The sequence below is a fragment of the Actinomyces sp. 565 genome (genome assembly GCF_010365615.1).
Classification (GTDB): Bacteria; Actinomycetota; Actinomycetes; order Actinomycetales; family Actinomycetaceae; genus Actinomyces.
This window is the reverse complement of sequence record NZ_PIZD01000025.1, coordinates 20,111-32,238: the sequence shown is the minus strand read 5'-3', so window position 1 is coordinate 32,238 and position 12,128 is coordinate 20,111. Positions and strand designations below refer to the sequence as shown.

At 69.4% G+C, this 12,128-nt stretch carries 8 protein-coding genes; 3 read left to right on the top strand and 5 right to left on the bottom strand.

Features of this window, described 5'->3' with window-relative positions; all coding sequences use genetic code 11:
- Positions 1 to 10 precede the first annotated feature (10 nt).
- Positions 11 to 2,872, top strand: coding sequence for a DNA methyltransferase (locus GZ997_RS12660; protein WP_162679123.1), 2,862 nt, complete (start codon positions 11 to 13; stop codon positions 2,870 to 2,872).
- Positions 2,873 to 3,448: 576 nt separating this feature from the next.
- Here the strand turns inward: GZ997_RS12660 and GZ997_RS05205 are convergent.
- From GZ997_RS05205 to GZ997_RS05185, 5 genes are all read right to left on the bottom strand, one after another.
- Positions 3,449 to 5,272 carry a hypothetical protein gene (locus tag GZ997_RS05205; protein WP_162679122.1) on the bottom strand — a complete coding sequence of 608 codons (1,824 nt, stop codon included), beginning with the start codon at positions 5,270 to 5,272 and terminating at the stop codon, positions 3,449 to 3,451.
- Entirely contained in the window at positions 5,269 to 6,081 is an 813-nt protein-coding gene (locus GZ997_RS05200; RefSeq protein WP_162679121.1) for an ATP-binding cassette domain-containing protein, read from the bottom strand. The genes GZ997_RS05205 and GZ997_RS05200 overlap by 4 nt, the downstream gene beginning before the upstream one ends.
- 109 nt (positions 6,082 to 6,190) lie before the next feature.
- Positions 6,191 to 6,985 carry a response regulator transcription factor gene (locus tag GZ997_RS05195; protein ID WP_162679120.1) on the bottom strand — a complete coding sequence of 265 codons (795 nt, stop codon included), beginning with the start codon at positions 6,983 to 6,985 and terminating at the stop codon, positions 6,191 to 6,193.
- On the bottom strand, positions 6,982 to 8,451 hold the full coding sequence (locus GZ997_RS13030) for a histidine kinase (RefSeq protein WP_162679119.1): 1,470 nt from the start codon (positions 8,449 to 8,451) through the stop codon (positions 6,982 to 6,984). The genes GZ997_RS05195 and GZ997_RS13030 overlap by 4 nt, the downstream gene beginning before the upstream one ends.
- Entirely contained in the window at positions 8,448 to 8,909 is a 462-nt protein-coding gene (locus GZ997_RS05185) for a PLDc N-terminal domain-containing protein (RefSeq protein WP_162679118.1), read from the bottom strand. The genes GZ997_RS13030 and GZ997_RS05185 overlap by 4 nt, the downstream gene beginning before the upstream one ends.
- A 63-nt stretch (positions 8,910 to 8,972) precedes the next feature.
- Here GZ997_RS05185 and GZ997_RS05180 point away from each other — a divergent pair, with 63 nt between their 5' ends.
- Positions 8,973 to 10,418, top strand: a complete 1,446-nt coding sequence (locus GZ997_RS05180) for an AMP-binding protein (protein WP_343212278.1) — start codon at positions 8,973 to 8,975, stop codon at positions 10,416 to 10,418.
- Positions 10,419 to 10,595: 177 nt separating this feature from the next.
- Positions 10,596 to 11,552, top strand: coding sequence for a 1,4-dihydroxy-2-naphthoate polyprenyltransferase (locus tag GZ997_RS05175; protein WP_162679117.1), 957 nt, complete (start codon positions 10,596 to 10,598; stop codon positions 11,550 to 11,552).
- Positions 11,553 to 12,128 lie beyond the last annotated feature (576 nt).

Here is a 12,128-nt window from a genome sequence, read left to right as displayed (position 1 = left end):
TCTCGGCTACGTGCAGCACTCCGGCCTCCCCGCCTTCCTAGACCGCCAGACGATTCGTGATTCCTTGCAGGAGTTCGCGGTTCACTGGCGCTCCCGCATCGACGAGTGGAACGCGGCCGACATGGGGCACCTGGAGAAGTCCTACGCCCAGCCGTTCTGGTCCTCCTTCCTACGCTGCTTCGGCATTTCTGCCGAACGCATGAATATCTTTGAGCAGGACGCGCGTCGCGCCTCCACAGGTAACACCGGCTATATCGACGCCTTCTGGCCGTCGGTGTTCCTGGGCGAGGCCAAGAGCCCTGGCGAGGACTTGGACAAGGCTTACGGGCAGGCGCTTGACTACCTCAGCGGCGGTTCAATCAAGCCGACCGAGTTTCCGAAATACGTCCTCGTTGTTGACTTCGAGCGCTTCAGGCTCACTCGCCTGGGGGCGCCTGAGGAGCGTTCAACGACGCTGTTCTCTCTGACAGAGCTACCCGACCACGTGGATGAGCTCCTCTTCCTTGCCGGCATGGAGACGATCACCAAGGCGGAGGAAGAAGAAGCATCCATCAACGCCTCCAAGCTCATGGCCCAGATGTACACAGCCATGCTTTCAGACGACGCCGATGAAGCGGTTGGCGAGGCCGCCGCGGTTGATCCCTCCGAGGAGGACGAGGCCGTCCAACGCACCTCCATGTGGCTGACCCGGCTACTTTTCCTACTGTTCGGCGACGACGCCGGCCTGTGGGAGGCCGACCTGTTCTACCGCTTCGTGCTGCATGAGACGACGCCGGCGACACTCGGTCCACAGTTGCGCACCCTGTTCGACGTGTTGAACACGCCCGAGCACAGGCGCTCCCGTAACACCCCCGACCTCATGGCGCGCTTCCCCTACGTCAACGGTTCGCTGTTCGCCGAGCCGCTGCCGCCGGAGTTCTTCACCGAGCGCATGCGCGACGCCCTGCTGGAGGCCTGCCGCTTCCAGTGGACCCGCATCAGCCCCGCTGTCTTCGGAGCCATGTTCCAGCTGGTCAAGTCCAAGGAGGCCCGTCGCGCGGCGGGAGAGCACTACACCAGCGAGACCAACATACTGAAGGTGATCGAGCCACTATTCCTGGACGATCTGCGTGGCGAGGCCGATCGCCTGATGCGCAACAAGTCCACGAGTTTGAAGGCGCTGCGCGACTTCCGTGACTCCCTCGCCGCCATGACCTTCCTCGATCCGGCCTGCGGGTGCGGCAACTTCCTTGTGGTGGCCTACCGCGAGCTGCGGCGCATCGAGACCGACATCATTGCCCGGATCCGTGAGATAGAGGGCCAGACCACCGGCTCCTTGGACGCCTCCCTGGATCAGAAGCTGTCCATCGGCCAGTTCTACGGCTTCGAGATCAACTGGTGGCCGGCCAAGATCGCCGAGACCGCTATGTTCCTGGTTGATCACCAGGCCAACCGGGAGCTGGCCGCCCGCATCGGTCAGGCACCCGAGCGCCTGCCCATCAAGACAACCGCCCATATCACCCACGGCGACGCTCTGGAACTCGACTGGGAGCAGGCGCTCGCCGCACATGAGTCACTGCGCCCAACGGTTACCTACGTGTTTGGTAATCCGCCGTTCCTAGGGGACCACACCCGCACGAAGGCGCAACTAGCCCAGCTCCAGAGCGCGTGGGGTGGCGAGAAGACGCTCTCCCGCCTTGACTATGTGACCGCCTGGCATGCCAAGACCCTCGGACTGATGATGGACAGGCACGGCGAGTGGGCCTTCGTGACGACTAACTCCATCACCCAGGGAGACCAGACCGCTCGGTTGTTCGCTCCGATTTTCGATGCCGGCTGGCACGTTAAGTTCGCACACCGCACCTTCGCCTGGGACTCCGAAGCGCCCGGGCAGGCGGCGGTCCATTGTGTCATCGTGGGCTTCACCCGCAATCCCGATGCACGCAGGCGTTTGTGGGACTACGCGACGCCGAAGAGTCGGCCTGAGGAGCTAACGGTCAGGCGTGGCATCAACGCCTATCTGATCGACGGCCCCAATGTGCTTGTGGAGAAGCGGAGGCAGCCATTGAGCTCCGTGACGCCGATGCTCTACTACGGGTCGAAGCCTAGCGATGGTGGCAACTTTGTCATCGATGAGGCCACGTACCCGGAGATTGTGGTGGATCCGGTTGCGGCTAAGTACTTGCGCCCCTACGTGGGGTCAAGGGAGCTGATCCGGGGAGGGCGGCGCTGGTGCCTGTGGCTGAAGGACATGGATCCAACGGATGCCAATCGATCCAGTATCTTGCGCGATCACATCCGGAAAGTAGCGGCATTCAGGGCCGCATCGGCTGCTGCCAGCACCAGGGAATACCCGTACCACCACATGTTCCGGCAGTACGGCCTTGTCAGTGAAGAGCCTTATATAGGGCTGCCCGAGGTCAGTTCAGAGAATCGCCGCTACCTGCCGGTGGCCTACCTCGAGGCTAATGTGATCATCTCAAACAAGGTCTACGGTGCGCCTGATGACGGGGGCCTGCTGTTCGCGCTTGCGAGCTCGTCCATGTTCATCACCTGGATGCGGGCGGTAGGTGGTCGGCTGGAATCCCGTATCAGTCTTTCCAGCACGATTACTTGGAACAACTTCCCCGTTCCTGATCTGGGCGATAAGACTCGCGGCGCGCTGATTGAGGCAGGCAAGGGCGTCCTCGCGGCTCGCGCCCTTCATCCGGAACGCTCGCTAGCTGAGCACTATGGGCTCGTGATGGACAAGGCGCTGATCGACGCTCACAACAAGCTGGATCGGGTGATGGACAAGGCGATGGGCGCCCCGCGCAAGCTCACCACCGACGCCCAGCGTCTCGAGATCCTCTTCGCCAACTACGCACGCATGATCGACGCCCAGCAGCGGTGAGGCCAGGGGCGAGGCGAGTAGCTGGCCAGCCGTCGACACTCCAACTGGCCCCGCTACCAGCCGCGCGCCCTGGACTGAGCCAGGCGAGATGTGGGATCATGACAGGGAGCCGAGCGGCGGCAACCGCCCGACTCCCCGGGAAACCGGGTGTCGCTCAGTGTCTTAAGACACTGAGAAGAGCTGTCAGGGCCCAGATCAATGGCGGAGTCGTTTGGACCACGGTCCGCCAAATCTGGGCCCTTTGCTCACCCGTCATCCCCTTCCGCTTCTGCGCCTTGCGGCGGTGCTTCCGCTTCTTGGATGACATGCCCAGTCTCACCTCCTGACGGTGCGCTCCCCGGCTGAGCTGTGCTGAGTCGTTCCGGGGATGCGCCGTGGAGGCAGGTCAATCATCGCAGAAGCACTGCCTATGCGGGTTCTATGGCCTGTTGACAGACCGGTTTGTGCACGCCGCCGCCTAGGGCTATGCGGTGGACACTTCCGACTGGCCCCGCTAACAGTGTCCTGCGCTGACGCGCCCGCGTGGGTGAAGCCGTGGCGGCGGCAGCCTCACGGGAGTGAGTTATTCGGCCTGGGCTATTCGGTCTGGCGAGTGGCGACGGCGCGGCCGCGCGCGATACTCACCGCGAAGGCAACCAGGCCGATCGCCAGGCTCGCCGCCGCGATCACGGCCCAGCGCCCCGGGTAGGCGCCCGCCGCCTGAATCCAGCCCCACGGCGCCAGCTGCCACAGCGGTGTCGCCACCAGCACCTCATTGCCGTCGACGATCAGGCCCATCAGGAATAGGCCCACGCCCACGCCGACCGTCACCGCCATACCGGCCACCTGCGCCAGCGCATGCGCGAGCGCCGCCAGCATGAAGACAACGAACGGCAGCACCATGAACACGTACACGGGCGCGCCCAGTCCGCCCAGTTCGGAGTCGGTGGGGAACAGCGGCGCCCCCAGGCGGGCGATGGCCCATGCTGGGATCAACGCCACAGCCAGCACCACCATCGCCCAGGTCAGCGTCGACGCCGCCAGAACAGCCGGCCGGCCCCGCAGTACTAGGCCCCGCCAGGCGTCGGCCTGCGCCCGCCACGCCGTCGCCCCCGCCACCCAGGCGGCAATCGGCGCGCCCGCCAGGGTGAACAGCGGCAGCGCATAAGCGGCGGAGTAGACCGCCTGCGTCAGCGCCAGGAGCCCTAGCAGCACGGCCGTCAGCACCGCCCACAGCCGCCAGGGCAGGCCAAGGGCCACCGCGCGAAAGGTACTGCGCGAACCCGGTGCCGCCAGGGCATCCACTACCACTTGGGGCAGGCCCCGTGGCGCGTGCCCATCGTGAGCCGACGGGATCGGAGGGTCGGCAGCGAAGGCATGGGCGGCACTGACGGCGTGATCCGGTGAGAGCAGCGGTCCGCCAGGCCCGGACTGCACCGAGCCCGAAGCATCTGGCACGCTTGCCGGTACCGCTAGCACGTCCCCCGAATCGTGCGGGGCAGGTTCGGCAGCCCGTGTACGCGACCAGAAACCCGCGCTAAGAGCGGCCCGGCGCCTACCGGCGAGCGTCCCCACCGCCCGGCGCGTGCCCGTGAGCGCACTGGCTCGCTGCGCCCCCAGTAGTACGGCGCCGACGCCGAGCAGGCACAGCCCGGCGCTGCCCAGCATGCCCGGCGCCACCGGGTAGTCCCACACCGGTGAGCCCGCCTCCAGGGAGATGCCGTTGGCGTGCACCTCCAGCAGCGGCAGGGTTGGGCGCATCGCCCAGGTCCACGGCCGCGACCACCATGTCGGTGCCTCCGCCTGCAGCGCGCCCGCGGCCGACCACACCAGCGCCAGCGCCGGGGCCAGACCGACGGCGATGCCACCAAGCCACTGGCCCAGGGCCAGCCCCCACACGCTCGCACCGGTGACCGACACCCACATCACCAAGGCGAACAACAGGTATTGGGGCCACGGCCCCCAGCCGGCGCCGCGCACGAGCGCGTCGATGACGATCGGGGCCAGGAGGAGCGCCTGTGACGCCAGTGCTGAGGCGGCCAGCACGGCCACGCGCGCCGCCACGGTCAGTGCCGGGGCCACGCCCCGCCAGGCGGTTCCGCCGGCCCGGTGGCGCCGTTCGCGCCAAGCCGCCATCGCGCCGGCCAGTGCCCCCATGGGCAGGGCGAAGGCGGCGGGGTAGGGGTTCAGCCAAGGCAGTACGCCGTCGTTCCAGCCGTCGGCGGTGAGGGCGGCATGCGCCACCAGCAGGGCGTGCAGGGAGAAGATCACCACCGCCACCGGAATGCCCCAGGTGGCCGTGCGGCGGCTGCGCCCCAACTCCGCGCGCAGCACGGCTCCGAGCCCCGGCAGGCGACGCGGACGGGCACCCGGCAGGGAATCCATTCGGGTTGTGACGGTTGCCGAGGTTGCAGTGCTCATCGCCGCACCTCCTGCCCGTGGCTGTCCGCGGCCCCGGTGACAGCGGCAAGGAAGGCCTCCTCCAGGTCCTGACCGGCAACCGCGAACTCAGCCAGCGGCCCCTCATAGACCATGCGCCCGCCCGCAAGCACACCGACGTCGTCGCAAGTGCGCGCCATCTCCCCGAGCACATGGCTGGACACGATGACGGTGCGCCCACCCGCGGCCAGTTCGCGCAGCAGGTCGCGCAGCCAGATGATGCCCTGCGGGTCCAGGCCGCTCTGCGGCTCGTCCAGCACCAGCACCTCCGGGTCGCCCAGCAGCGCCATCGCTAGGGCCAGGCGTACCTTCATACCGGTGGAGAAGCTTCCGGCCCGCTTGCGGCCGGCCTGCCCCAGGCCGACCTGTTCCAACAGTGGGTCGATCACCTCTTGCGCGGTGCCGGTCAGCAGGCAGTGGATGCGTAGGTTGCGGCGGGCCGACAGCTGCGGGTAGAACGCGGGGCCATTGATACTGGCTCCCACGTGGCTGAGGCTCTCGCGGCTCAGGGGCCTGCCCAGCACCTCGATCGTGCCGGCGTTGGGACGCAGCAGTCCCAGGGCGGTGTTGAAGGTCGTGGACTTGCCGGCGCCGTTGAGCCCCAGCAGGCCGTAGACCCGCCCCGGGCGGGCGGTCAGGCTGAGACCCGTAAGGACCCGCTGTCGACCGTAGCTCACCTCCACATTTCGCAGCGCCAGCCCGGGCGGGGCGGTGAGGTCCGCGGCCGACCGGGATGGGGCGACGCTGGCGGCGGGAGATGATGGGGGCGGTGACAATGGTGCTGTGGTCATGGGCCCAGAATCGGCCCGGGCACTCGCAGGCGGATCCCCACAAGGGACACGACCAGAACCGCTGGCCGCACGTCGACCTCCCCCGATAGGGGGATGAGGCGGCTACTGCCTACCGATCCGCGTCAACCATCCCGGTCCGCAGCGCGTGGATAACCAGCTCCACCCGGTTGCGGCAGCCGGTGCGACCGAGCAGCGCCTTGACATGGGTCTTCACGGTCGACTCGGCGATGTACAGGCGGGCTGCGATCTCCGGGTTGGTCATTCCCCGGCAGACCAGTTCAAGCACGTCGCGCTCGCGGCCGGTCAGTGCCTCGCCTGGCAGCAGCCCAATCACGGTGCGGGGAACTCCGGCGGGCTTCGCGCCGAGCGGGGGAGAGGCGGGAACGTTGGCCGAATCTACTTCCACGACCGGACCGCCTGCGGGCTGCTCGGGCCGTCCCTCCAGCGCGCCCAACACGTACGGGGTGATGACCGGGTCCAGCCAGGCCCGACCGGCGCCGACGGCGCGAACCGCTGCCAGTAGCTCCTCCGGGCCGGAGTCCTTCAGCAGGAATCCGACTGCGCCGGCCCGCAACGCCCCCAGCACTAGCTCCTCCTCCTGGAAGGTGGTGAGCATGAGTACCCGTGTGGGGCTGTCGCCGTCACGGCCGCTCAGGCCGGGATCGGACAGCAGCAGCCGGGTGGCCGCAATGCCGTCCAGCCCCGGCATGCGGATGTCCATAAGCACCACATCGGCCGGCTCGCCACGGTCCCGGGCACGGCGCAGCGCGTCCAACGCCGCCCGCCCGTCGTTGGCGGTTGCCACCACGGTCATATCCGCCTGCGCGTCCAGCAGGGACCGAAAGGCCGCGACCAGGAGCTGCTGGTCGTCTACGACGGCGATGCGCACATGGCCGGCGGTCATGGTTGCTCCTGTCCCGGCGGTGCAGCTGCGGGCGCCGCCGCGCCCGGGCGGGTGACATCAGGCGTAGACGCCACCGGGAAGACGGCGGACAGTAGGAAGTAAGCGCCGTCGCCGCTTGGGCCGGCCTCCAGGTGGCCGCCGGCCAGGCGCAGCCGCTCGGCCATGCCGGTCAGACCGTGCCCGGGGCCATCATGGCTAGCATGCGTCTTCCCGCGCTCGCCTTCCGCAACCGTGCTGAAATCACCCCGGGGCTGCGGGTTGGTGACCCGCACCTCGCATCTGCCGCCTTGCGCGGCCACGGTCAGGTGGGCGGTGCCGCAGCCGTGCCTGACCGCATTGGTCAGGCCCTCGGAGACCACCCGATTCAGTGTCAGCCGCTGCAGCGCCGTCCAGGATCCGTTCCAGGTGGCAAGCTCTGCCGCGTCGGGTAGGGCGGCCTCGACCTCCATGCCGGTACCGCGTGCCTGCTCCACCAGCGCCGGCAGGCCAGTCAGGTCCGCCGCCGGGGCCAGCGCGCCCGGGCCGGACGAACTGCGCAACAGCGCCACCAGCTCGCGGGTGGAGGCGAGTGCCGCCGCAGAGGCGTCCCGCACCGCCGTCAGGGACTCACGGGCCGCCTCTGGCGTGCCCAGGGCGAGCCCGGTGTCGGCCTGTACCTTCACCACGGTCAGGCCGTGGCCGACCAGGTCATGCAGTTCCCGCGCAATGGTCAGGCGCTCCGCGGACACCGCCTGTGCTGCCGCCAGCCGGGCTGCTGCCGCGACGGCCCGGTCCACGGACTCCGCGGCCGCGCGCCGACGCAGCGCCCCCAGGTAGGTGCTGGTTACCACCAGCACGCAGGCCAGGGAGAATCCGAAAGGCGGATAATTGAACATATGCGCGGTGTGCGGGTTGAACGAGTACACCGTCTGCGGGTTGATCACCGCCCCGACCAGCGCCGCCAGGAGCGCCACCACGCCCCAGCGGCGGTCAGGGGCCCAGCGGGCAAGTGCGTGCAAGGCCGCCGGCACCGCCACAATGACCGGCGACAGGCCAAGACTTACTGGCGTAAAGCGCAGCAGCACCACATACGCCACCATGGCGAGGTAGACCGCCACGCTCGAGGCCACGGGGGCGCGATGACGGAAGGGCTGGGCGGCGGCCACTGCCACGGCGACCAAGGTGTTCAATACATAGGCCGGATGCGGTCCCCAGGTGGTTACCAGCGTCGAGTCCGCCGCCACAACTACCAGCAGCAGGGCGGTGAGCACCGCGTCACTGACCGGGATCCGGTACTCACCCAGACCGATCAGGCGGCAGCTCCGCCGCCAGTCCAGGGCAGTGGGCAGCGGCGCGTCCGCGCGTGTATTGGTGGCCGGGGGAGCAGCCGGATCAAGGCGGCCGGCTGAGCGAGCTGAGCCAGCTGAGTCAGTGGCGGGCGCGGGCGCTGCCGGGGAGGCCGCGGGGACGGTGCCGGCGGTGCTCACGGCGTCGGGGAGTCATCCGAGGCAACTTCCGGTCCCTCTCCAGCGCCGCTGCCGTCGGAGCCCCCACCAGGGTTCTCGGCATCCCCGTCCGCCGCGCCGCCGCGCCCAGCGGCGGGCTTGTCATCCCGGCGGCGACGCCGAATATCCCGCTCCAGGCGGGCGAGGAACTCCGGATCGTCATCGGGCGCCACCGGGCGGGGACGCTCCGCCAGGTGCAGTTCCACACGCTCCTTGGAGGACCACACGGTCCGCTCGATCTCGCCGCCGCGCTCCTCCGCGGCCCGTACCCGGGAGGTAATGATCCAGGCGATCGGCCCCATCCCGATGATCAGCAGGATGATCAGGATCCACATGGGCTTGGGCAGGTGTGCGGGCATGTTCTCCGATGGAGTGCGCACGCAGTCGATGAGCGCATACAGGGCCAGCGCCGGTACGAGGATGTAGGGGACAGCACGCACGTATCTACCCTAACCTTTCTTTGCGGTGTGGCGCTGGCCGGTTCCCATGCCACCCTGGTGTTCGTGCCATCCACAACCAGCCGCGCCCGCCCGTTGTTCCTCCTGCGCGGGGGCACCCGGCCCGAGGACGTCGCCACGCTGACCGCTGCCCTGCGCGAGCGGATCGAGGCGCGCACTCGGGGCTCCCGAGCGTGCGCGAGCGCCGATGCAGTTGGGGCCGTTGGGACAGTCAAGACCTGGGACATAGCCGGGCAGACCCCCGGGGACGGCCCGGGCGGCAGGCGCCGCGCCCCCGGGAACGGGCAGCGGCTGCCGCTGCTGGTCCCCATCGGCCCCGCCGAGGAGCCGGAGACCGTCACCACCGATCTGGCCCGCCGCCTGGACCCGGCCGGCCCGGCAACCCGCCCGGACGTCGACCTGCTGCTGCGCACCTCCGGCTCATCGACGGGCACCGGCACCCTGGTGGCCATGCCACTGGCATCCCTACTCGCCTCCGCGCGAGCCACGCACGCCCGCCTGGGCGGTCCCGGCACCTGGGTGCTGGCCCTGCCCGCACACCACGTGGCCGGCCTGCAGGTGCTGATCCGGTCCGTCTTGTCCGGGCGCGCGCCGGTGGTGGTGGACTCCGACGGCGGCTTCAACCCCGATGCACTCGCGGACGCCATTGAGCGGGCCCTTTCAGCTCGGCCCGATGATCCGGTGCGCGTCCCCCTGGTACCCACCCAGCTGGTGCGCGCGCTGGCCCCCGGGCAGCAGCGGGCACAGCGGGCACTGGCCCGCGCCGACGCCGTACTGCTGGGAGGCGCCGCAGCCGACTCGGAGCTGTTGCGGCGGGCCCGGGCCGCCGGGGTGAAGGTAGTGACCACATACGGGATGAGCGAGACCGGGGGCGGCTGCGTCTACGACGGCCTTCCCCTGGAAGGAGTGCGGGTGAGCATTGATGACCCAGACGCGGCGGGCGTGGGCCGGATCGTGCTCTCCGGGCCGGTGCTGGCATCCGGATACGCTGAGCGCGGAGCCCGCCCGGCCGGCGCGGCGAGCTTCCGCGAGCCGCCGGGCAGCAGCGCGGATGAGCCGGAGCGCCGCCGCGAGCTGGTCACCAGTGACCTGGGCAGACTGGTCGACGGACCGGACGGAATACGGCGGCTGGCGGTCCTGGGGCGCGTTGACGACGTCATCGTCACTGGCGGCGTCAAGGTCGCCCCGCATGAGGTCGAGGATGCACTGACGGCACTGCTGGGCGTCGCCCAGGCCTGCGTGGTCGGAGTGCCGGACGCCGAATGGGGCAGCGCCGTAGTCGCGGCAGTCGTGCCGGACACCGGCCGGGAGATCACAGACCGGGACGCCTGGGCGCAGCAGTGCCGGGACGCCGTGCGCAAGCACCTGGATGGGGCGCACACGCCCAAGCGGATCATCGTCCTCGACACGCTGCCGCTGCGCGGACCGGGCAAGGTGGACCGGCGGGCCCTGGCGCGCCGGCTCACTTCCGCCTGCCGAAACGCCGACTGAGTGGGGCAGAACTGGCAGAGAATGCACCACTTTCCCGCAGACGATGTCGCGGCCGAACCGAAAACGTCCCGAATACTGCCAATCCTGTGAAGGACCCGTGAGCGGCGGCCAGTGAAAGTGGTGCAGATTGTGACACCCGGTCCTGAGATAGGCTCTGCGCGCCCCAAGGAGGAACACATGACTGACCGGGATCTGCCCGCCGGTACCGAACCGCGCGCCACGAGCTGGACGGAGGTCGTGCGCCTGCGCACCCTGCCCGCAGCCGTCGCCCCGGTGATCCTCGGGGCGGGCGCCGCATCCGCCCTGGGTGCGGCCTCGGGCCCCCGGATCCTGCTGGCGGCCGGGGTGGCCCTGGCGCTGCAGATCGGCTCCAACCTGGCCAACGACTACTCCGACGGGGTGCGCGGCACCGACGACGACCGTACCGGCCCGCCCCGGCTGACCGCCTCCGGCCAGGTAGACCCGCGCCGAGTGAAATACGCCGCCTTCGGCTGCTTCGGCGTGGCCGGCGTGCTCGGGCTGATCCTGGTGGCGCTGTCAGGCCAATGGTGGCTGCTGGCAGCCGGGATTGCTGCGGTGGCGGCCGCCTGGTTCTACACCGGCGGTTCGCACCCCTACGGCTACGCGGGGCTCGGTGAGGTCTTCGTGTTCATCTTCTTCGGGCTGATGGCCACCGGCGGCACCGTGTACGTGCAGGCCGGGGGCGTGCCCGGGTGGGTGTGGCTCGCCGCCTGCGGCATCGGCCTGATCGCCTGCTCCCTGCTGATGGTCAATAATCTGCGCGATATCGCCACCGACCCGCAGCACGGGAAGATGACTCTGGCGGTGCGGCTGGGGGAGCGGGGCGCCCGCCGGGCCTTCACGGCCATGGTGACGACGCCCGTGGTGCTGGCGGCCGCGGCAGCCTGGTGGGCGCACGCCGACCTGACCGCGGCGTCCGGAGGATCACCCTGGGCGGCACTCGGCGGGGCCGTAGTGCTGCTCGCTTTCCTCACCGTCATGGCGGCACGGACCCTGCGGCCGGTGCGAGCCGGGGCGACCGGGCGCGCACTGATTCCGGCACTGCGCGACGCCGGTCTGTACGAGCTGGCCTACGGCGGCGCCCTCGCACTGGCCCTGATCGCGGCGGCGTGAGATTGGCCGGGGTGGAGCGCGGTCACTTGCCCCCCATCGCCGAGGCGGGCTAGCGTGCTGGCCATGGCCAACACGCACCTGACGACCCGGACCGCTGGCAGCGCACAGGCGCTCGCGGTCATGTGTCAGGTGCGCATGTGTCGGTGCTGTCAGGCACGCTGACCCTGTCCGTGAGGCGTGACGTCCGCCGCTAGCCCGACTAACTCAGTTTCCCCCCCAGTTCTGCGCTGCTCTGTAGTTCCTGTGCCGTCCGCCCGACCCGGGACGCAAACCCGACCTGGAACGAGCGCCGCGTAAATCTTGGAACAGGGCTATTCCCGTCGTCCGCCTGTGCCTGACAGCGATCCTCCCTTTCGGACAACGCCATTTCCGTCCGCAGCAGCGCGACGATCACGTCAATGCGCCTTGAGGAGAACCCCCATGTCCACTTCCTCCAACCCCGCCAACCACCCCGAGCACACGCCCGACCCCACCCCCGAACCCCAGGCCGGTGACATCACCGCCGAGAACGCCGCCGCCATCCTGGCCGCCGACGACGCCGACGCCGCAGATTCCCCAAATGCCTCACGCCTCACC

What these genes read in the sequence shown, in the direction of transcription:
- GZ997_RS05205 (WP_162679122.1), bottom strand. Translation starts at nt 5,272, where the DNA reads ATGAGCACTGCAACCTCGGCAACCGTCACAACCCGAATGGATTCCCTG.
- GZ997_RS05200 (WP_162679121.1), bottom strand. Translation starts at nt 6,081, where the DNA reads ATGACCACAGCACCATTGTCACCGCCCCCATCATCTCCCGCCGCCAGC.
- GZ997_RS05195 (WP_162679120.1), bottom strand. Translation starts at nt 6,985, where the DNA reads ATGACCGCCGGCCATGTGCGCATCGCCGTCGTAGACGACCAGCAGCTC.
- GZ997_RS05175 (WP_162679117.1), top strand. Translation starts at nt 10,596, where the DNA reads ATGACTGACCGGGATCTGCCCGCCGGTACCGAACCGCGCGCCACGAGC.